The 24093-nt window shown below is 39.0% G+C and carries 15 protein-coding genes and 1 pseudogene; all 16 read left to right on the top strand.

Annotated features, from left to right (window positions below; all coding sequences use genetic code 11):
• Positions 1-70: 70 nt before the first annotated feature.
• Positions 71-568, top strand: a pseudogene (locus HMPREF9010_RS01365) (MFS transporter); the annotation flags it as partial.
• 131 nt (positions 569-699) lie between these two features.
• On the top strand, positions 700-1875 hold the full coding sequence (locus HMPREF9010_RS01370) for an AGE family epimerase/isomerase (RefSeq protein ID WP_032852975.1): 1176 nt from the start codon (positions 700-702) through the stop codon (positions 1873-1875).
• Between the two features lie 31 nt (positions 1876-1906).
• Positions 1907-5029: a SusC/RagA family TonB-linked outer membrane protein gene (locus HMPREF9010_RS01375; protein WP_004308413.1), complete on the top strand. Its 3123-nt coding sequence runs from the start codon at positions 1907-1909 to the stop codon at positions 5027-5029.
• Positions 5030-5043: 14 nt separating this feature from the next.
• On the top strand, positions 5044-6684 hold the full coding sequence (locus HMPREF9010_RS01380) for a RagB/SusD family nutrient uptake outer membrane protein (RefSeq protein ID WP_004308412.1): 1641 nt from the start codon (positions 5044-5046) through the stop codon (positions 6682-6684).
• Positions 6685-6705: 21 nt separating this feature from the next.
• Entirely contained in the window at positions 6706-7083 is a 378-nt protein-coding gene (locus HMPREF9010_RS01385; protein WP_004326844.1) for a hypothetical protein, read from the top strand.
• A 13-nt stretch (positions 7084-7096) separates the two neighbouring features.
• Positions 7097-8395, top strand: coding sequence for a DUF5018 domain-containing protein (locus HMPREF9010_RS01390; RefSeq protein WP_004326843.1), 1299 nt, complete (start codon positions 7097-7099; stop codon positions 8393-8395).
• A 29-nt stretch (positions 8396-8424) separates the two neighbouring features.
• Positions 8425-9669, top strand: a complete 1245-nt coding sequence (locus HMPREF9010_RS01395) for an alpha amylase family protein (RefSeq protein WP_004326842.1) — start codon at positions 8425-8427, stop codon at positions 9667-9669.
• 36 nt (positions 9670-9705) lie between these two features.
• Complete coding sequence (locus HMPREF9010_RS01400) at positions 9706-10689, top strand: phosphodiester glycosidase family protein (RefSeq protein WP_004326841.1); 984 nt, start codon at positions 9706-9708, stop codon at positions 10687-10689.
• Between the two features lie 120 nt (positions 10690-10809).
• Positions 10810-12108: a family 10 glycosylhydrolase gene (locus tag HMPREF9010_RS01405; RefSeq protein ID WP_004326840.1), complete on the top strand. Its 1299-nt coding sequence runs from the start codon at positions 10810-10812 to the stop codon at positions 12106-12108.
• 33 nt (positions 12109-12141) lie between these two features.
• The gene (locus tag HMPREF9010_RS01410) at positions 12142-14115 is read left to right on the top strand and encodes a glycoside hydrolase family 97 protein (protein ID WP_008651691.1); all 1974 of its coding nucleotides are present in this window, start codon (positions 12142-12144) and stop codon (positions 14113-14115) included.
• A gap of 12 nt (positions 14116-14127) precedes the next feature.
• Positions 14128-15516 carry an SGNH/GDSL hydrolase family protein gene (locus HMPREF9010_RS01415; protein ID WP_008651690.1) on the top strand — a complete coding sequence of 463 codons (1389 nt, stop codon included), beginning with the start codon at positions 14128-14130 and terminating at the stop codon, positions 15514-15516.
• Positions 15513-16985 (top strand): calcineurin-like phosphoesterase C-terminal domain-containing protein, encoded by a 1473-nt coding sequence (locus HMPREF9010_RS01420; RefSeq protein WP_050428315.1) that lies wholly within the window; start codon positions 15513-15515, stop codon positions 16983-16985. Before HMPREF9010_RS01415 ends, HMPREF9010_RS01420 begins: the two co-directional genes overlap by 4 nt.
• A 25-nt stretch (positions 16986-17010) precedes the next feature.
• Positions 17011-19014, top strand: coding sequence for a glycoside hydrolase family 97 protein (locus HMPREF9010_RS01425; protein WP_008651688.1), 2004 nt, complete (start codon positions 17011-17013; stop codon positions 19012-19014).
• A gap of 7 nt (positions 19015-19021) precedes the next feature.
• Positions 19022-21205: an alpha-N-acetylglucosaminidase gene (locus HMPREF9010_RS01430; RefSeq protein WP_050428077.1), complete on the top strand. Its 2184-nt coding sequence runs from the start codon at positions 19022-19024 to the stop codon at positions 21203-21205.
• Positions 21206-21226: 21 nt separating this feature from the next.
• Positions 21227-22678 carry a calcineurin-like phosphoesterase family protein gene (locus tag HMPREF9010_RS01435; protein WP_008651686.1) on the top strand — a complete coding sequence of 484 codons (1452 nt, stop codon included), beginning with the start codon at positions 21227-21229 and terminating at the stop codon, positions 22676-22678.
• Between the two features lie 4 nt (positions 22679-22682).
• Complete coding sequence (locus tag HMPREF9010_RS01440) at positions 22683-24083, top strand: DUF5009 domain-containing protein (protein WP_008651685.1); 1401 nt, start codon at positions 22683-22685, stop codon at positions 24081-24083.
• The last annotated feature ends 10 nt before the right edge of the window (positions 24084-24093 follow it).

Here is a 24093-nt window from a genome sequence, read left to right as displayed (position 1 = left end):
TTAGTTAGTTTAACGCGATAAAGATAAAACTTTTCTACCATAATACAGCTATGCAAACAGTTAACTTTCATTTTACCAAGTTCTGGTAGGACTAGTCAATACTTTGACCACCGTTCTGGCTCTTGTCATCATTGATAAGGTAGGCCGCAAGAAACTTGTTTATTACGGAGTTTCGGGAATGGTTGTTTCTCTGATTCTCATCGGCCTGTATTTCCTCTTCGGAGATTCCTTGGGAGTATCCAGCCTCTTCCTGCTTGTTTTCTTCCTGTTCTATGTATTCTGCTGTGCCGTATCTATCTGTGCCGTGGTGTTCGTACTTCTCTCGGAGATGTATCCCACCAAGGTTCGCGGACTGGCCATGTCGATAGCAGGATTCGCTCTGTGGATCGGAACGTACCTGATCGGACAGTTAACCCCCTGGATGCTCCAGAACCTTACCCCCGCCGGAACATTCTTCCTGTTCGCCCTCATGTGCGTGCCGTATATGCTGATTGTCTGGAAACTCGTGCCGGAGACTACAGGGAAGTCGCTGGAAGAGATTGAAAGATATTGGACCCGTTCGGAATAAATATAAAACAGACCTTAATAACAATAAACTAACATCTTATAAATATGGATAGTAAGAACAACATTGGTCATTCAGCAGACATCTCTTTCACTGCTGAATTGCCCATACCAATCTATAATGGAAATAATAGTATGGATTTCGAGAAACTGGCAAGTCTGTACAAGAATGAACTTCTGGACAGTGTCCTCCCTTTCTGGCTTGAACACTCCCAAGACCACGAGTATGGTGGTTATTTCACCTGTCTGGACCGTGAAGGAAAAGTGTTCGATACGGATAAGTTCATCTGGCTGCAATGTCGTGAGGTGTGGATGTTCTCCATGCTTTACAATAAAGTGGAAAAACGCAAGGAATGGCTGGATTGTGCCGTTCAAGGTGGTGAATTTCTAAAAAAATACGGACATGATAGTTACTATAACTGGTATTTTTCCCTTGATCGTTCGGGTAGACCATTGGTAGAACCGTATAATATATTCTCGTATACATTCGCCACCATGGCTTTCGGACAGTTGAGCCTTGCAACCGGTAATCAGGAATATGCGGACATTGCCAAGAAAACTTTCGACATAATCCTTTCCAAAGTGGATAATCCGAAAGGGAGATGGAATAAGCTTCATCCGGGTACCCGTAATCTGAAGAACTTTGCCTTGCCAATGATCCTCTGTAACTTGGCACTGGAGATAGAGCATTTATTGGATGAAATGTATCTGCGGGAAACAATGGATACTTGTATCCATGAAGTGATGGAAGTTTTCTATCGTCCTGAACTCGGAGGTATCATTGTTGAAAACGTGGACATAGACGGTAATTTGGTCGATTGTTTTGAAGGCCGTCAGGTGACCCCGGGACATGCCATTGAAGCGATGTGGTTTATCATGGATCTAGGCAAGCGTCTGAATCGTCCGGAATTGATAGAGAAAGCCAAAGAGACTACTCTCACGATGCTTAATTATGGCTGGGACAAGCAATATGGAGGTATCTACTATTTTATGGACCGTAACGGTTGTCCTCCCCAACAATTGGAGTGGGACCAGAAACTCTGGTGGGTCCATATCGAAACGCTTATTTCCCTGCTGAAAGGCTATCAATTGACGGGAGACAAAAAATGCTTGGAATGGTTTGAAAAGGTACATGACTACACTTGGGAGCATTTCAAGGATAAAGAATATCCTGAATGGTATGGCTACTTGAACCGAAGAGGCGAAGTATTGCTACCACTCAAAGGAGGAAAATGGAAAGGATGCTTCCATGTGCCAAGAGGACTGTATCAGTGCTGGAAAACATTAGAAGATTTGATGAATTATAAATAACTATCTTGTTTTATTAACATTAATATTTAATATGGAGAAACAAATCACATGGAGTATAAGGTTTATAGCCTTATTCATCTGTTCGCTTTCTTTCTTAAACGTTCATGCTCAAAAAAACACGAACGTGAAAGGGACAGTGTATGACTCAAACAATGAGCCGCTTGTCGGTGCTACTGTTAGTGTAAAAGGGAATTCGTCCAACGGTACTATTACCAATATTGACGGACAGTTTAGCCTAAATGTACAGGATTTAAAATCGACTTTAGTAGTTTCCTTTGTCGGGTATCAGACTCAAGAGGTTGCTTTACATGGTCGTTCAGAAATTACTATTAGACTTCAAGAAGATGCACAAGCATTGGATGAAGTTGTAGTGGTGGGGTATGGAACTCAAAAAAAGAAATTCTTAATAGGTTCCGTTTCTCAAGTAGGCTCTAAAGAGTTGATGATGGCTCCTCAAGCTAACCTTTCTAATATGATGACAGGTAAGTTACCGGGGGTAACGAGTGTTCAACGTTCCGGTCTTCCCGGAAACGACCAGACATCTATCAACATCCGTGGTTTAGGTACTTTTTTAGATTCTAGTCCTCTGATATTAGTGGATGGCGTTGAACGTATGTTGAATACTGTGAATCCTAATGATGTAGAAAACATATCTATTTTGAAAGATGCAGCTACAGCATCCGTTTATGGTTTGGCAGCGGCAAATGGAGTAATCCTGGTAACGACCAAGAAAGGTACTGAAGGTAAAGTAACTCTTTCGTATGACGGTTCTGTTACTTTCCAGAAAAATACAGCCATGCCTGAAATGCTAAATGGTCCTGACTATATTTATTGGTATAATAAGGCAAGTGAACTTGATGGTAACGGGCCATATTATGGAGCTGATATTCAGACGAAAGTGGCTAACAACTATGATCCGGAAGGTAAATATGGAAATACAAACTGGACAAAAGAAGTTTTTAAGGATTATGGCTTCACACATCAACATAATATTTCAGCTTCCGGTGGTAACAAGAATATCCGTTTCTTCACCAGTATAGGCATGTTGGATCAATCCGGTATCATCGAAAATGTGAATTATGATCGTTACAATGTCCGTTCTAACGTAGAAGGTAATATTACCAAAGATTTAACGTTCGAACTTAATATTTCTGGCTTTTATGAAGAAAAGAACTGGCCCGGAATTAGCACAAGCGCACAGGCTGAACAAAATCCCATTCAGCAGGCTGTTTATTCAGCCCCTATTATTCCTATTTATTATCAAGGAGAATATACAGCTTGGATTGGTCCTGGTAGTTCCACCACACAGAGTCCACTCGCTACTTTAAGGAATAGCGGATTTCAGAAAAAACAAAGACATGAGTTTGATGGTACAATGAAAATTAGTTATGCCTTTCCTTGGGTAAAAGGGTTGAAAGCTTCTCTCGGTTTAGTTTATGATACTAGTTATTCGGAAGATAACGGTTTCTTGGTAGGATACAATGTTAATGCTTATAGTGCAGATTCTAAATCATATAATTTAATGCGTGCCTCTTCTACAAGCGAGAAAGGTAATTACACTAAATCTGCATCTTCTTTCAGAAGATTTATGGTCCGCCCGAGTGTGGAGTATGCTAATACCTTTGGCAAGCATGCAGTTTCAGCCCTATTCTTATATGAACAGACACAACTGAAAGGCTCTACAATGACAGGAAAGATGGGCGGCTATAATTTTAATGATCCGGTTGATCTTTCATTAGGTACTGAATTTATATCCAATCCTACAGGTAGTCATAGCGATAAAGCTACTATTGGTTATGTAGGGCGTTTCAATTATATTTTCGATAAAAGATATCTTGCAGAATTTGCTTTTCGTGTAGATGGATCCTATAAATTCGCAAAAGATAAAAGATGGGGATTCTTCCCTTCTGTATCTTTAGGATGGGTAATCTCTGAAGAAAACTTCATAAAAAACAATTTCTCTTCTATCAACCTGTTAAAGTTGCGTGCTTCTGTCGGTGAATTGGGTAGTGATAATACAGATGCTTTTTTGCATAGAAGCATTTTTAAGGTAGAGAAGAATGCGTATATATTCGGAGGAGTTCCTTATGCAGGATTAGGTGCATCCAACTCTATTACTTCCAGCTTAACCTGGTCTACTACCCGCAGTTACAATATTGGTGCTGACCTGACAATGTGGAATGGATTATTGGGAGTAGAATTCGATTTATTTTATAAGCTGACAAAAGATATACAAGAAAGCCGGAGTGGCGGTTTCCCTCCTTCATTAGGAGGAAATTATGCTCAAAAAGGAAATACGGGTAAGATCGACAATCGCGGTTTTGAATTGGTATTGAAGCACCAAAACCACGTTAATGATTTTTATTATAGTATAACCGGTAGTGTAGCGTGGGCTAGAAATAAAGTTCTGTCGCGGATTGAAAGTGAAAGTACTCCTTGGTACCGGACAAACATAGGTGAACCTTTAGGACAAATTTATGGCTATAAAGCTATAGGCTTATATCAAACACAAGAGCAATTGGATAACCGTCCTTTTGTTGGTAATGGAGTTCAACGTTTAGGAGATATCATGTATGAGGATATCAATGGAGATGGTAAAATTACGCAGGATGGGGATAAAGTTAAAATCGGCCACAGCACTTTACCAGAGTTAAACTACTCTCTGTCTATGGACTTCAACTGGAAAGGGTTCAATTTGAGTGCATTATGGCAAGGAGCTGCTATTGTTAGTTATACGTTGAATGGTACTTATAATCATGGTTCAATGGACAATACGGTCTATACACGACCATTCTACTCGGGAGGAAATGCTCCTTATTATCTGGTAGAAGATTCATGGACACCGGAAAATACGAGTGCCCGTTATCCCAGATTAAGTGCCATTCATAATGGAAATAATGCATATACCTCTTCCTGGTGGTTGGTAAATGGTAATTTCTTGCGTTTGAAGAATTTACAGTTTGGTTATACAATTCCTAAAAAAATACTTGCGAAAGCCAATATTGGACTATCTAACGTTCGTGTATATGTAGCAGGCACCAATCTGTTTACTTTCACAGAATTCAAATATTGCGACCCTGAAATGGCTATTATAAATAATGGTTATTATCCCCAACAAAAGAATTATAGTGTTGGATTAAATATCACATTCTAATTAAATCAATAATTATGAAAATAAAAAGATTATATCTATTAGGGATAGGGCTGATGTTTACGTCACAGTTTCTAACCTCATGCCATGATTTGTTGGAGAAAGATCCCACAGACTCATATTCAGAAACAGTAGCCTGGAGCTCGGAATCTTCTTTAGATATGTATGTGACTTACTTATATAAGCCTCTCAATGGCTTATCCAACTTTTCTTCTTTATCCTTAACCGATGGATATACAGATTTAGTTAAGTATGGAAATGGAGTTCCACAAACATGGAGTGCTCATAACAAGATTCTGTTGCAGCAAAACACAATAACATCAGATAATAATCCGATGTCATCGTGGGGACTTTATACTGACATATTTAGAGAAAATGTATTTTTGCGTGATGCCGGTATCTATGGAAGTAAGTTTAATGAAGATTTTCTCAATACTCGTATTGCTGAAATTCGTTTTATTCGCGCTGTGAATTATGCACGTATGATTAGAATTTTCGGAGGAGTTATTCTTCGTGACGAAACAAATGGAGTTGATTCAGAAGGGGAAAAAGCAAAAGCAAGAGCAACTGAAGCCGAATCATGGGATTTTGTTCTGAAGGACCTGGAATTCGCAGCCAAACACCTTCCGAAAGAATGGGACAGCAAATGGGATGGGCGTTTGACTAAAGGAGCAGCGTATGCCTATATGTGTCGTACAGCACTCTTTGCAAAACGTTGGGATATTGCTATTACCGCTGCTGATGAGATTAAAAAGCTCAATAAGTATGACTTAATGGATGAATATAAAGATGTATTTAAAGTGGCAGGTAATAAAGAAATTATTTTCTCCATAGCATACAAAATTCCGGATATGCCCCATTATTTCGATCGCTATTTTGCTCCTGACGGTAAACAAGGAATAAGAAGAGCTGTCCCGACAAGTGAACTGGTTGATTCTTATGATATGGCTGACGGAACTCCTTTCTCGTGGAGCGGCTCCATGGCCAAAGATCCTTATGTAGGTCGTGAACCTCGTTTCTATGCATCCATTATATATAATGGGGCTACTTGGAAAGAAAAGACTATTTATACCTATGTAGACGCTGAAAACGGTTTTGCTGCTTACAGAGATAATATGAATCCGGGAGAAAAACAAACTGTTACCGGATATTTCATCAGAAAATATCTACAAGAAAACAATACCGAATTTGATGATAAGGGAAGCGATCAGTTTTGGATTGAAATGCGTTATGCGGAGGTTTTGTTAAATCTGGCTGAAGCTCTGGCAGAACAGGATTATGCTAAAAATCAGGATGATGCCTTGGAAGCTCTCAATGAAGTAAGAAGACGTGTTGACCTACCGGAACGTACAACACAGGAAGCACCGGATAAAGACTCATTTATGAAACTATTACGTAAGGAGCGTATTTGTGAATTGGCCTTTGAAGGATTCCGTTATTGGGATTTACGCAGATGGCGTTTGGCTGGCGAAGTTATTGATGGAAAACAGGCACATGGAACAAAAATAACCAAAAAAGATGATAATTCTTATACTTATGAACAAGTGTCATGTGACGACAATATAAACCGCTTCTTTCCAGAACGCTATTACTTGCTACCTATTCCTGTAGATGAATTACAGAATAATCCGTTATGTGAGAATAATGCTCCTTGGTAATATTAAAAGATTATTATAGTTATGAAAAATTTCAAAGTAATTACATACATCATATTAATGATAGCATTTAGCTTTTCCTTTTCTTCTTGTGAAAAGCATGATGATATCCATTATCATTCTGATTGTGATATCATATCCATTATGGTTCGTGCTAATTCTCCGGAAGATGGTACTACTTATGATGGGGTTATATCAGAGAATGGAAATATAACTTTCGAACTTCCGGCAAAAGTGAAATTGAGCGAATTATATGTAACAGCCAATTTGCCTGTAGCAGCATTTGCTTATCCTTCATTGACTGGTGCTAAAGATTTATCTACTCCATTTAAACTAACTATTGTAGCAGGTGATGGAACGCAAAAGGAGTATACTCTGACTGCTAAACACCCAAATAACTAAAAAAGTAGATGTTATGAAAATAAAATATCATAATTGGCTTCAAGTTGCTGTCATGGCAACAATGGTTGCATTTTCCGCATGCTCGGATGATCCAACATTATACTCTGATACCGATATAACCGGATTCAAAGTTAGATTGGGCGAGGGTAATTATAAACAGGGTACCATTAAGGATGGTAACATCATTGAATTTAAGATTACTCCGGACTTGGATTTGAGCAAACTCAATGGAGTTACTTGTTCTTTCTTTATCTCTCCATATGCAACAGTTACACCTACCCCCGATGTACCTCAAGATTTTTCAAAAGATGTACATTACACAGTGAAGGCGCAAGATGGCACAACCACTGACTGGACCGTAAAATGGACTTATGGCGGAAAAGTAAATGATGGAGAAGGTTTTGAATATTTCTTCAAAAAATGGGAAATTAGTCTACCTACTCCATCCAATAAAGACAAAGATGGTTTCGGTGCAGTGTTTGGTAATTATATAATAGACACCCAATTTAATTTCTATGATAAATATACAGGGCAGAAAGTAGATAAGACTTTAAATGTGACAGGAATAGACGCTTCTTTGTGCCAGTTAGTCAATGATGACGCTGGTAATTTGATCGGTGTAGTAAAAAACGTAGGATTATACAGATGGACTACTGTTGAGGGAGCTCCACAAAAGGTTGCTAATGTAACTCCCGGAGCAAATAAAGTTTCTGCAATCGGTGATATTGACAAAGTGGGATATGTTTATGATTCTAAACCTGATGGTGTAGGTACACATGCAGTTTACAAATTTGAGAATGGTACATATACAGGCACTTCAACCTTGGTTACCGGTCGTCCCAGTAATGATAGTAACTGGCGACAGATTGTGGCTGTACTCGGAGTGTCAGATAACCCGCCATTTTATGTTATAGACGCAGTGAATACCGGAGGTGTAATGGGACCGGAAATCGGTTATAAAGCAAATACGGCAGGGGCATTTAACAGCATCACAGGTCCATATATAGACATGTGGAATAAGAAAGGATACGCTGGCTGGGGAAATCATGTACTTATTTCCGGTAGAGGTATTCCATTCAATGGCAGATGGTACGGAGCAACCATAACTTGCGGTTGGGGCTGGGTTGGACTACACCTGCTAGACCCGTCTAGTAATCATTCATTACCTATCACAGAAACACTCGAGCCATGGACTACCAACTCTTGTATCTGGACTACTTGTTCACCAAGTGATGACGGAGAATCATTATATCTCTATTACGGTTATGGTGTAGGTATTCGTTGTTATGAACTTACAAAATACGAGAAATAGGTATACTCCTAATTATATAGAATTGAAATATGTTGAATAAAAGCATTATATCGTTTTTTCTATTGTTATTTGCTACCTGTTCCTTTGCCGGGAACAGGGGCAAAGAACAACCTAAATACCTTTGGTTTGATGCAGAAGCTAATTTTGAACGCTTTGCCTCTAAAGATTCTATTTCTTACTATTTGGAAAAAGCCAAGTCAGTAGGATTCAATCAAGTAGTAGTAGACGTCAAACCTATATACGGGGAAGTACTGTATAAAAGTAAAATTCTACCTCCACTTACAACAGTAAATGGCAAAGTAATTCATCGTGATTGGGATTACCTGCAGTATTTTATCAATGAAGCTCGTCGGTTAGGATTAAAAGTCACTGTTTCTACTGCAATGTTTCCGTCCGGACATCCCGCTACCAACGAAGGTTTGGTCTATGAGGAGTCACGTTGGGATGGGAAAACATGCTTGGAATATACACCTGACGGAAAGATGCTTGACATCAGAGAGGACAAGAAAAAAGTAGGAGCTTTTTTAAATCCGGTTCGTAAAGATGTCCGCAAATTTGCTTTAAGTATTGTTCGTGAAATAGTGAAAAACTATGATGTTGATGCTTATGCATTAGATTATTGCCGATATCCGGGAGATGATAGTGACTTCTCTGCTGATAGTCATAAAGCTTTTGAACACTACTTAGGAAAAAAAGTCCGGAACTTTCCAGATAATATTTTTACATGGAATGCCGATGGAACGAAAAATCCTGGTGTTTATTATAAAGAATGGTGGGCATTCCGGGCTAATGTTATCACAAGTTTTGTGAAAGAAGTGCGTAAGGAGATTCATTCTATCAATAATAAAGTAGAACTGGAGTATTGGGCTGCTTCCTGGATTCATGGTATTTATGGACAAGGCCAGAATTGGGCCAGTCCAAAATCTGATTTCTCATTAAATTATCCGTGGGGATCGAAAGCCTACAATGAATCAGGATTTGCACCTTATCTGGATACTTTCTTATGTGGAACGTATTTAGAACGTATCTATGGCATGGATGATCCGGAATCGATAGAGTATGGTATTGCCCGTGCACGGAGATTAGTTGGTAATGATTGCAAAGTATTCGGAACGATATATGCTTTAAATCATAAAACCAATATAGCCGATGCAGTAAGTCTTTGTCTTGAAAAATCGGAAGGCTTGATGATATTCGACATAGTACAGGTTATTGAAATGAATCTGTGGGATGATATCCAAAAAGGTATTGAACGTGCGGAAGCACAGAGGTAATAAGAAATAAATATTTACGATTAAATCGATATGATAATGAAAAATATATCAAAATATTGGCTTCTTTTCATGATTGCCGCCATGTCTGCAACAAGTTGTTCAGATGATGATAATGAAAAGGTGGTAATGCCGGATCCTGATCCGACAACATTAGGCTGGGTTAAACAGACAACAGAGTTTGGCACGTTACCTGAATACATAAGTGTATACAAATCTCCGTCAGAACTGGAAGGCATGAAAGCCATAGCTTTTATTGCTGTTGCGGATATGTCAAAAGCAAATTTTGCAACTATCGGAGACCAGATATATTCTAAGACTCCCAATCAAATCTGGCAAGCAGAACAACAAAAATATCCGATAATTATGAATGGTGGATATTTTGTAATGGGAGCCGGAAAGTCTGTCAGTCTGCTATGCCGTGAAGGAGAGGTTTTAGCTGTGAACTCGCAGGAGGAAATACGTTCTCAAAAGAGTTATTATCCTACACGAGGTATCTTTCAGCTGTCGAAGAATGGTTATTTCTCCACAGATTGGGCTTATACAACAACTGATGGTGTGACATATACCTATGAACAACCTTCTCCCAATAAGTCCGGTTATGAGCCTCAACCTGCACCTTCGGCTTATTTTCCGACGAGAGGCGTGAAATTAAATGCAGAAACGGCGATTGGAGGTGGACCGATCCTGTTGAAAGACGGAAGTGTGAGAAATACTTTTATTGAAGAACTTTTTGATGAAGAAAGTGGAGTTGCTCCCGAAAGTTATCATCCAAGAACCGCTATCGGAGTAACAGCCAATAATAAGGTGATATTTTTCGTTTGTGAAGGCCGCAGTGTAACGGAAGGTGTAAAAGGTATGAATATGGCTATGATGGCTAATATCCTGAAGAGTTTAGGTTGTGTAGATGCTATGAATCTTGATGGTGGTGGTTCAACTTGTATGTTGGTCAACGGTCAACCGGTGATAAAGCCAAGTGCTGGTGCCCAACGTGCTATAACTACGGCAGTAGCTTTAAAATAACGGTCGAAAGATCTTTAGGATAACAAGTTTGTTTTATTTAGCTTTCTTATTATTCTCGATTTCAGGCTGTATTTTTTTTCTAAATATCAGCCTGAAGTCGGGAAATAAAAACAATAAAGTATGAAATACATTCCAAGCATTTTATTATTCTTTTTTCTTCTATCATTTAGTAGTTGTTCTACAAAGACTGTAGAATCCGAGCTTCCCGAGCCAAATCCTCCCACTCCTGTCATTCCGGAAGAACCCACTCCTGAAAAAGAAAAAATGCTATGGTTTGATGCAGAAGCAAATTTTGAACGTTTCTCAAAAAAAGAGAATATCACATATTATCTCGATCTCGCCAAATCAACAGGTTTTAATAAAATTGTAGTAGATGTGCGTCCTGTACAAGGCGATGCCCTGTTTAAAAGTTCTTATTTAACCCCATTGACCGATCTTGCCGGTACACATATCGAAAGAGATTGGAATTATCTTCAATTTTTTATTGATGAGGCTCATAAACGTGAACTTAAAGTAACGGTCTCTGCTACTATATTTACGGCAGGTCTACCTTCTTCTAAAAATGGAATGGCGTACCGTGATGATACATGGGATGGAAAAACTTGTTTGGAATATACCAAAGATCAGGGTTTGATAGATATTAAGGACGATAAAACAAAAGTCTCCGCCTTTTTAAACCCAGTTTTACCGGAAGTACAAGACTTTTGTCTGAATTTTATAAAAGAGTTAGTTACAAATTACAATTTTGATGGCTTTGCCTTAGACTATTGCCGTTATCCGGGAGATGAAAGTGATTTTTCGGAGGCAACAAAAATAGCTTTCGAACAATACATCGGAAAGCAATTAGATCGGTTCCCGGATGATATTTTCATTTGGAATACAGATGGCACTAAACGGACAGGGACTTATTATAAGAAATGGTGGGAGTTCCGCTCTATGGTCATACGTAATTTTGTAGAACGGGTGCGTACAGAAATTAAAAACATTAAACCGGATATTCAATTAGAATATTGGGCTGCCTCATGGATTCATGCTATTTATGGGCAAGGACAAAATTGGGCATCCACCGAATACGATTTTTCCAAAGAATACAGTTGGGCTTCACCTGAATATAAAAATACAGGTTTTGCCGGATTGTTAGACACCTTTCTATGTGGAACTTATTTAACCAAAATATTTGGATTGAACGATCCCGAATCCATAGAATATGGAATAGCGCGTGCACAACGCATTGTTCATGGAGCATGTAAAGTCTATGGCACTTTGTATGCTTTAAATCATAAGGACAATATAGCAGATGCTGTTTATGTCTGTCTTTCCCAATCCGAAGGATTAATGGTGTTTGACATTGTGCAAGTAATAGAATTCAATCAATGGACAGCCATTAAAGAAGGAATTCAACGAGCAGAGAGTCTTTAAATAGAGAATATTCAATAAAATATAATATACAAAATGAAACGAGTACTTATATTATTACACATTATTTTATGCACATGCATAGTAACTCAAGCCAAAAACTACACTGTAAGTTCACCGGATGGAAAAACCAAGGTGACGGTAACAGCCGGAAAACAATTGAGTTGGAGTATTAATTACAATGGTGAACGTATACTAAATCCCAGTCTGATGCAGATGGATATTGAAGGGCAGACTGAACAACCGGGAGTAAATCCGAAAGTAATAAAAGCTAAAACACTTAAAGTAAATTCGGAGCAAACAGCTGTCATTCCACTTAAACAAAGAATTATCAAAGATCAATATAACCAGTTAACTCTGACTTGTAAAGGTAACTACGCAATAGTCTTCAGAGTATATAACAATGGAGCCGCTTATCGTTTTGAGACTTCATTAAAGCAACCTAAAGTTATTATTAATACCGAAACTATTGAACAGAACTGGACTGAAGGGTGTAAGCTATATTGGCCAAGAGAAAAGAATCAAGAATACCTCACACACTGCGAAGCCATTTTTGATGAATTAAACATCTCCTCGCTCACTAACGATATGAAAGGCTATTTACCCATTTACCTCTCTACTCCTAAAGGAACGAAAGTTGTTATTATGGAATCCGATCTTTTCGATTATCCCAATCTATTTTTAACGGGTGATCGTAATAACACGCTATCCGGTGAATTTCCTCCTGTAGTTTTAAAAAGTGCCTTAAAGGAAGGTGCCGACCGTGACGAAGTATTATTGGAGAAAGCCTCTTACATTGCTGAAACTGAAGGAACAAGAACTTTCCCTTGGCGTGTGTTAATGATTAACGAAGACGACAAAGCGGTTATTGAAAATAACTTAGTGTATCAATTAGCCTCTCCATCTGTTACTCAAGACACAGACTGGATAAAACCCGGAAAGATTTCTTGGGATTGGTGGAGTACATTGAACGTATACGGGGTAGATTTTAAGGCAGGTGTGAATACGGATACCTATAAATATTTCATTGATTTCGCTTCAAAATACGGAATTGAATATATTTTATTAGATGAAGGTTGGTCAGCCGGAACCTGGAATATTAAGGAGCCAATACCCGGATTGGATATACCGGAACTGGTACGATATGGAAAGGAAAGAAATGTAGGTCTTGTATTATGGACTTTATGGAACCCACTTGATAAAGAATTGGACGAAATTCTGGATGTTTATGAAAAATGGGGAATCAAAGGTATAAAAGTAGATTTTATGCAACGTTCGGATCAATATATGGTTAATTTCTACGAACGGGTAGGAAAAGCCGCAATGGAGCGTAAATTACTCGTTGATTTCCATGGATCTTTCAAACCTTCCGGTTTACAGAAGAAATATCCCAATGTGATGACTTTTGAAGGTGTACTTGGATTAGAGCACGATAAGGATTCAAGAGATATTAATCCGGTACATGACTTGATTCTTCCGTTTACAAGAATGGTAGCCGGTCCGATGGATTATACTCCCGGTGCAGTAAACAATGCAACAGCGGAAGACTTTTACATCAATTTCGTACATCCGATCAGTCTAGGTACACGCGCCCATCAGGCAGCTTTATATGTAGTGTATGAAAGCCCGTTACAAATGTTAGCAGATTCTCCCTCAAATTATTATAAAGCTCCAGAATTTGCCTCTTTTATTTCCCGTATACCTACCATTTGGGAAGATACTAAAGCTATAACAGCTAAAATCGGAGAACAATTAGTTATTGCCCGTAAGAATGGTAAGAATTGGTATTTGGCAGGTTTAACAGACTGGAATGCCCGTAATATTGAAGTGAAACTGGATTTCCTTGAAGCATCCAAATATAAAATGGAAATTTTCAAAGACGGTGTGAATGCAGACGTTTACGCCTCGGATTTTAAAACAGAAGAAGTAATGGTTTCAAAAGATGAACTAATTAACATCACCATGGCTAAAGGTGGCGGTTGGGCAGCAATTCTTACTCCAGTTGAATAAAAAGGTTTAGTAATGAAGAAAATACTATTTATATTATATACCTGTTGCATTTTATCGTTTCCTGTAAGTGCGCAGCAAATTCCGTCATTTAAAGCAAATGACAGAATTGTTTTTCTTGGAAATAGTATAACGGAAGGAGGGCATTATCATTCTTATATATGGCTGTATTACATGACGCACTTCCCCAATTTACCTCTTCGTATGTATAATGGAGGAATTGGTGGTGATTGTGTGAGCCACATGGTTTATCGTTTCGATTCAGATATTAAAATCAAAAAGCCGACCTATTTGATCTGTTCTTTCGGGATGAATGATTCCGGATTCGACGGATATAATAAGCCCGGATATGATAAGTATGCGAATCAGCAGGTAGAGTATGCTCACACAGAGTTTGAAAAACTGCAACGGCAGATTCTTGCTGACAAAAAAATAAAAAGCGTAGTACTTCTAGGCTCTCCTCCCTATGATGAGAATGTGAAATTGAAAGGAGTAGAAGCTCTACACGGAAAGAATGAGACGATCAAACGAATTATTGAAATGCAGGCAGAAGTTGCCCAAAAGAGAGGATGGGGATTTGTCAATTTCAATACTGTGATGTGCGGGTTGAATAAGCAGATTCAGCTATCTGATTCTACAGCTACTTTCTGTGGCGGTGACCGGATTCATCCTGATAAAGACGGTCATATGGTAATGGCGTACTTATTCCTGAAAGCACAGGGACTTGCAGGACAGGAAATCGCCTCTTTCCAAATCAATGCCACTAACAGGAAAGCAATGGAAGAGCGAAATTGCCGAATATCTCATATAAAGAATGAGAATGACACAATATCTTTCAGATATTTATCCCGTTCATTGCCTTTCCCTATCGACACGATTCCTCGCTGGGGAACGAAAGGTACAGCCCGAGATGCTATCAGACAAATTCCCTTTATGCAGGAAATGAACCAGGAAATAATGAAAGTAACTGATTTGCATGGCATTTTCCGGGTAACTATTGATGGAATAGAAATTGGCTGTTGGAGTGGCGACGAATTGAGTAAAGGAGTTAATCTGGCAGAAATAACATGTACACCCCAATACCAACAGAGTCTGTCTATCATGCATCTGAATGAAGAAAGGTGTGCTATAGAAAAACGTTTACGTCAATATATGGCTATGCAGTATGTCTTTTTTAAGCATAGAGGATTACTTTTTGCAGATAATAAAGCCGCTCTTGATGTTGCCAAAGCGGAACGGGAAAGTCATTACCTGGTGAAGTATTTATATACCAATTATACTCAAGCCATGTTTCCACAGATACGTGAAGCCTGGCAGGCTGAAATAGACCAGTTGATAACTCAAATATATAAAATAAACAAGCCTCTTACGCGTTTGATTAAAATAGAAAGGATTAAAGAATGAAATTAAGACTATTATTACTTTTATGCCTGTTCCAATGGAGTTTTTCCTGTTTTAGTGTACAGGCTGAAACTACTCCCGTAGTCTATTACGGGAAAGTACTGTCCGGAGGTAAGGGAGTTGCTAACGTACCTGTGACAGATGGTACGCAGATTGTCCTTACAGATAATAAAGGACGATACTCCATGACAAGTACCTCTGATGCAGAATACATCTATATTACCCTTCCTGATGGTTATGACGTTCCGATGAAAGGTAAAGTCCCTGTATTCTTTCAAAAAGTACCTGCTCAACCTTCAAAGAAAGTACATTTTGATTTTGAGTTGACACAATCATCTACGAATAACCAAAAGCATGTTTTGGTTGTATGGGCTGACCCACAAGTGTATTTTGACGAAGAAATGCCACAAGTACGGGAGGCCTCAAAAGATGTGAAAGAGCTGTTGGCAACTAGCTATCAGGGAATCCCTGCGTATGGAATAGTGTGTGGAGATATTATTGGTGACATCAATAAAAAGCCCAGCTATTTTGCGCCCATGATAGATGCAATAGCCGAAACGGAAATTCCCTTTTTCTATGTAATTGGAAATCATGACTTAGATTTAAATGTACGTTCCAATGAACATGCACGTACTACTTATAAATCTTATTATGGTCCCACTTACTATTCATTCAATAGAGGAAATGTGCATTATGTTGTTCTCGATGATATTTTTTTTATTGCAAAAAGCTATTTGTATGTTGGTTATCTTACCGAACAACAACTCCAGTGGTTAGAACAGGATTTGAAACAAGTTACTCCGGGATCCACAGTAGTAGTTGCTACACATATCCCTACCTATTCAAGAGAAGCACGCCGAAAGGAATGGGGAAAGGAGTCTACTATGAAAGTAATGAATAACCGCTCTCATTTGTATGAGTTGCTAAAACCTTACAATGCTCATATCATGTCAGGACATGAACACTATAATGAAAATTATGTGTTGGCAGACAATCTTTACGAACACGTGCACGCCCCCTTGTCAACATTGTTTTGGCAAGCTCCCTGGGCTTGTGATGGAACTCCGGGCGGATATGCCGTCTACGAGTTTGACGGAGGTAAAGTTAACTGGTATTACAAATGTGTAGGAAAAGATAAGGACTATCAATTTGAACTTTATCCGGTAGGTGCCAGTCGAAATAAAAAGGAAGCAGTGGTGGCAAATGTCTGGAATTACGACCCAACCTGGAAAGTGAAATGGTATGAAAACGGTATTGACAGAGGAGAAATGACTCGTTTTTCCGGATACGACCCTGCTATTTATGAATACTGTGATAAAAACAGTTCTACATTTAAGCATAAGTATTTGGGAGCAGACATTACTGAACACTTATTTTATGCGGTTCCTGAAATGAAGGATTCCGAAATACGTGTAGAAGTTACAGATCATTGCGGTAATGTATATACCCGTAAAATGCAGCAACCTAAATAAGCAAAAACATAAAAAAGGAAAGAAAATGAATCGACTAACTGCATTAAGAAAAGTGTTTTATATTGTGGGAATCACCAGCTTCCTTTCAGCTTGTAACCAAACTGATAATCTGGTACTAAAGTCCCCGGATGGTAAGATACAACTAACAGTCACAGAGAATGATAATACAATATCATACGCAGTAAATAAAGAGAATGAAACCATGATACTCCCTTCTAAATTAGGGTTTATCCTGGAACATGGAGATAGCTTAAACCATTTTGTAATTAAAGGCACCGAACGTTCCTCCTTGGACGAAACTTGGGAACAACCTTGGGGAGAGAGCCGATATGTACGTAACCACTATAATGAATTGAAAGTACTACTTCAAGAGGTAGCAGGAAAACGTAAACTTAATGTAATATTCCGTCTCTTTAATGATGGTATCGGATATCGTTATGAGTTTCCGCAACAGGAATCCATGGATTCATTAGTTATTATGAGCGAAGCAACAGAGTTTAAAATGCCGCGTATACATAAAGCTTGGTGGATTCCCGCATCCGATCCATATTATGAATGTATAGCAACATTCTCTTCCATAAATGAACTGGATACTGTACGCACTCCTCTAACAATGGAAACTGCAGAAGGAAAGTATCTTGCCATTCACGAAGCTAACCTGACAGATTATCCCAAAATGAATCTGACAGTCAAGGATTCTGCCACACTCTGCGCTTCATTAGTTCCTTGGTCTAATGGGGTTGCAGCATACATCAAAACTCCATTTGTTACCCCTTGGAGAACAGTTGTTATTGGTGATAAACCGGGTGATCTGGTTACATCTTATTTGATGTTGAATCTCAACGAACCCTCCAAAATCAAAGATACTTCCTGGATAAAGCCAGGGAAATACATCGGTATATGGTGGGAAATGCATTTGGGTAAAGGAACATGGTATTATGGTCCCAAACACAGTGCTACCACTGCTAATACAAAGAAATATATAGACTTTGCATCGGAAAATGGTATCTCCGGTGTGTTAGTAGAAGGATGGAATGTCGGCTGGGAAGGAAACTGGATGAAACACGGGGATTCTTTAGACTTCACCAAACCTTATCCGGATTTTGATATTAAGGCAATCACTGATTATGCCCGTGAGAAAGGCGTAGAACTGATTGGACACCATGAAACTGCAGCTGCTACCCGCAACTACGAGAACCAACTGGATAAAGCCTTCGCTTTCTATCAACAATATGGAGTGCATGTCGTGAAAACCGGATATGTGAATCGCCTAATGGACTTTAAAGAAGCGCACGACGGTCAGTATGGTGTACGTCACTATCGGAAAGTGATAGAAACTGCTGCCAAATATCAAATAGCTATTGACAACCACGAGCCTGTTATGCCTACCGGTATTGAGCGCACATGGCCTAACCTTATGACCCAGGAAGGTGTGCGCGGACAGGAACACAATGCATGGTCTCCCGATGGAGGAAATCCGCCGGAACATACAACTGTTATTCCTTTTACCAGAGGATTAGCCGGGCCCATGGACTTCACATTCGGAACTTTCAACTTTACTAACGAAGCATATCCGGGGACTCGTGTCAATACTACACTTTGCAAGCAATTAGCACTATTTGTCGTGATCTACAGCCCCTTACAAATGGCCTCGGATTTACCAGAAAACTACAAAGGCATCAAAGCGTTCGATTTCATTAAGGATGTACCTACCGACTGGGATAAAACTTATGTAGTAGATGCCAAAATTGGTGATTATTCCGTCTTTGCGCGGAAAGACCGTAACACCAGCGATTGGTATGTAGGCTGCATCACAGACGAAAATGCAAGAGAGCTAGATATTCTTTTGAACTTTTTGGATGCGGACTCAAAGTATACTGCTCAAATATATGCTGACGGTGACGATGCGAAATGGAAAACGAATCCGACTTCTTTCAAGTATGAAGAGAAAATAGTAACAGCTTCCGACACGCTTCATGTCAAACTGGCAACAAGCGGTGGATGTGCTATTCGTTTTATCAAACAATAATATGATTATGAAGAAAATACTAAGTATACTCCTTTTTCTAGTTGTTGTCTGCCAAATACGTGCGGAAGATACTAATATCACTACCATGCATAAAATGACACAACGGTTGTTTCCTCAACAGGCTTCATCTTTTGATTTTCGTCTGTTGAATGATACTTCTGCAGATACTTTTACCATCAAAAGTGAAGGGAATAAAATTATTATTTCCGGAAATAACGCTAACTCTATGGCTGTAGGTTTGAATCATTATTTGAAAAACTACTGTCTGACCACTATTTCATGGTATAAGGATGATCCGATAGAATTACCTAAAACTCTCCCTTCCATATCAACAGAAGTCACTGTTAAGGCAAATGTCCCGACCCGTTTCTTTCTAAACTATTGTACGTTCGGGTATTCAATGACTTGGTGGAAATGGAGTGATTGGGAACATTTTATCGACTGGATGGCTTTAAATGGAATCAATATGCCTCTAGCTATTACCGGTCAGGAAGCTATCTGGTATAAAGTTTGGAGTAAACTGGGATTGACAGATGAAGAAATACGGGGATATTTTACAGGTCCTGCACATCTTCCATGGCATCGAATGTGTAACTTGGATGGTTGGCAAAGTCCTTTACCTAAAGAGTGGTTGTCAAGTCAGGCAGCGTTGCAGGAACAGATTGTTGCCCGTGAACGTGAGTTTAATATGCGACCTGTATTGCCGGCTTTTGCCGGGCATGTACCGGCAGCATTGAAACGGGTTTATCCCAATATAAAAACAACCAGAGTAAGCGAATGGGGAGGATTTGCCGATCAATATCGTTGCACTTTCCTTAATCCTATGGATTCTTTGTATGCGATCATACAAAAAGAATATCTTACCGAACAGACTCGTTTATATGGCACAAACCATATCTATGGCATCGATCCGTTCAATGAAATAGATCCTCCTTCATGGGATGCCGATTCTTTGGGAATGATGGCTAAGCACATCTACGAGTCTGTGGCTGCTGTAGATCCGGAAGCAGTATGGCTACAAATGACATGGTTGTTTTATGCTGACATCAAGCATTGGACCACTCCACGTATCAAATCCTATCTTCGTTCTGTGCCTCAAGACAGATTGATTCTATTAGACTATTTCTGTGAATATACAGAAATCTGGAAACAGACAGACAGTTATTTCGGTCAACCTTATCTTTGGTGTTATCTGGGCAATTTTGGTGGCAATTCCTTTCTGTCAGGTCCGGTAAATTTGGTGAGCGAACGATTGGCAGATGCTTTAAAGAATGGCGGCAGTAATCTTAAAGGAGTAGGTTCCACTCTCGAAGGCATAGACCTGAATCAGTTTATGTATGAATTTGTTCTTGACAAAGCATGGAATGGAGGTCAAACAGATAAAGAATGGTTCTTTAAACTGGCAGACAGACGAATTGGCAAGATATCTCCCGAAGCGAGAAAAGCATGGGAAATACTAGCAAATAAAGTGTACGTTCAACCGGCACAAGTGGGACAAGGCACACTCACCAATGCGCGCCCTTGTTTGAAAGGAAATGGACACTGGACTACCAAACCTACGATTGAATATCAACCCAAAGATTTAGTTGAAGCATGGAGATTACTGTTATCAGTAAAAGACTGTCAACGAGATAGCTATGAGTTTGATTTGGTCAATATTGGACGACAAGTTTTAGGGAATTATTTTAATGTAGTCCGTGATGAGTTCACCCTTGCATATGAAGCGGGAGATATACCGATGATGAAAAACCGAGGGAATAAGATGAGAGAGATTCTTGCTGACCTTGATAAACTCGTTAGCTGTCATCCAACTTTCTCATTGCATAAATGGATCACTGATGCTCGTGATATGGGACATGATGCCGCTTCTAAAAACTATTATGAAATGAATGCCCGTTCTCTGATTACCATTTGGGGAGATAGCTATCACCTGACCGACTATGCTAATCGATCATGGGCAGGTCTAACCAATCAATATTATTCTGTTCGGTGGGATCATTTTATAAATGAAGTAATCGAGGCTGCTGAAAAGAAGAAGAATTTTGATGAAGAAGAATTCTTTAATCAATCACGGATGTATGAAAACGAATGGGTAAATCCGAGTAACAGAATCAGCTACAACGAAGGCGGTGACGGAATAAAACTTGCCCGCCAAATCTATAAAAAATACGCAAAAGAAATCATTCGATAAAATTATAAAGTATACTTCAATATGAGAACGAATAAACTACACTTGTTTTTATTTCTTTTAATGTATTTCTGCCTGAACCTTTCAGTTCAGGCGGAAGCCTCTATCAACATTATCAAAGGCAAAGTTACCTGCGAAGGTAAAGGAATCGGGGGAGTAATGGTTACCGACGGTCATATATGTGTGCAGACCGACACTTCTGGGAAATATAGTATCCCCACTTTGGGAGACAGTCGTTTTGTATATATTTGTACTCCTTCAGGCTATCTGACAGACCGGAAAGGAACTATCCCTTCTTTCTATCTACCTATTGATTATTCTAAAAAGCAAAACTATAATTTTAATCTGAAGAAGAATCCCAAAGATGATGTTTCCCATGTTTTTGTAGCTCAATCTGATATACAAGTTACTTCCAGAGACGAACTGGCTATTTATCAACATGTAGTCGACGATTGCAAACAACTTCTCTCTTCTTATGCAACAACAGAAGTTTTTGGAATTGATTGTGGAGACATTGTAGGCGATCATCAAGAATTATATCCCGATTATTTGAAAAGAGCCGATCAACTGGATATACCTATCTATCGTGTAGTTGGCAATCATGATATGAATTATGACGGTCGCACGCATGAAACTTCCTACAAGACTTTTGAAGATACTTTTGGTCCTTCTTACTATTCTTTTAATAAGGGAAATGCCCATTATATTGTAGTAGACAATAATTTCTTTATCGGACGTGATTATTTCTATATGGGTTATCTGGATGAGAAAACATTTGCATGGCTTGATAAGGATTTATCATACGTACCGAAAGGGGCACTCGTATTCTTCATTATGCATATCCCTTCCCGCCAAACAGAAAAACAAGAAGCTTTTTTGTATAACTATGATATGATTGGTAATCAGATGGTCAACGCAGGTGCACTGCATCAGATGTTGAAACCCTACAAAGCACATCTTATCACAGGACATACTCATTACAATCTTAATGTCGTATTCGATGAGAATCTGATGGAACATAATACGGCTGCAGTTTGTGGTACGTGGTGGAAAGCGGATATTTGTCTGGATGGTACTCCACGTGGTTATGGCGTATATGAAGTAAATGATAACGATGTAAAATGGTATTACAAAAGTTCCGGATATCCCAAAGAACATCAATTTCGTTCTTATCCTGTAGGAGCTTCTAAGGAACATCCGTCAGATATTATTGCTAATGTATGGAACTGGGATAAACTGTGGAAAGTGGAATGGCTGGAAGACGGTCAGTTGATGGGAAACATGACACGATATACTGGTTTAGATCCATACGCATCAGTAGTATGTTCGGACCGGGAAAAGATGGTATATACATGGATTACCCCAAGACCTACCCAACATATGTTTCGGGCAACTCCTAAAAATAAAGATGCTCATGTAACGGTTAAAGTAACCGACCGTTTTGGCAAAGAATATATTCAAACAATCAATCCATAGATATATGAATAAACGCGCTTATGCTTTAGATGCCCTACGAGGTTATGCTATCATCACGATGGTGCTTTCGGCAACTGTTGCATGGAATTCTCTACCCGGATGGATGTATCACGCACAAACTCCTCCTCCGGACAGAGCTTTCGACGCCAGTTTATCGGGAATCACCTGGGTGGATCTTGTTTTTCCATTCTTTCTGTTTGCAATGGGTGCTGCTTTCCCTTTTTCGATCAAAAAAAGATTTGAGAAAGGGGATACTAAGTTACGATTGGTATATGAAGCTATCAAGCGAGGTGTGCAATTGACTTTCTTTGCTATTTTTATTCAACATTTTTATCCGCATGTTTTGAGTAATCCACAAGACGTGCGTGCCTGGTTATTGTCCATTCTTTGTTTTATTATACTATTTCCTATGTTCATTCGCATCCCTCTGAAAATGCCAGATTGGATGCGTACAGTTATCAAGGTAACGGCCTATGTAATAGCCATTGTCTTGTTACTGACAACTCAATATGCAAATGAAAGAACTTTTGATGTATCATTCAGCAATATTATCATATTATTGTTGGCAAATATGGCTGTTTTCGGTTCGGTCATATATATTTTCACCATGCAAAATCTCCGGGCACGAATAGGTATATTGCTGATATTGATGGCCTTGCTATTAAGCGGACAAGTCGAAAACTCCTGGACACAAGCAGTATACACCTACACGCCTCTGCCCTGGGTTTTCCATTTTGAATATTTACAATATCTCTTTATTGTGATTCCGGGAAGCATTGCGGGAGAATATTTGATGGGCTGGCTGAAGCAACACAATGATTCGTGTGTTGAATCTACTGATAAATGGAAAGCTATAATAATGATTCTTTTGACATTAGCTATAATTATTGTAAATTTGGCAGGACTTTATACACATTGTACAGTCTTGAACCTGATAATAAATATTCCGTTATTGATAAGTGGAGTCTTTTTATTGAGAAAGGGCACAGGATTTATAAAGCTTTGGAGAGAACTTTTCATAGCCGGAGCTTTTCTAGTTATTCTGGGATTATGTTTTGAACCTTTTCAAGAAGGTATAAAAAAAGATCCCGCCACTTTTGGCTATTTATTTCTCACTTCAGGTCTGGCATTTATGGCTTTGTTGCTTTTAAATGTGATATGTGACTATTTTCGTTGTGTGAAGAGTACCCGTTTTCTCGTAATGCCCGGACAAAATCCGATGATGGCTTATGTAGTAGGAGATCTGTTGATTATTCCTGTGATCAATTTATTAGGAATTGCATCATTGCTTGCTTATTTCAATGAGAATGCATGGATGGGATTTTTACGAGGGGTAGTTTTAACGGCATTATCAGTATTGGTAACGATGTTCTTTACCCGAATAAAATGCTTTTGGAGAACTTGAAACAATAATA

This window comes from Bacteroides sp. 3_1_23 (assembly GCF_000162555.1).
Lineage (GTDB): Bacteria > Bacteroidota > Bacteroidia > Bacteroidales > Bacteroidaceae > Bacteroides > Bacteroides ovatus.
Note: the sequence above shows the minus strand (reverse complement) of the source record. Positions and strands in the feature narration are given on the sequence as shown.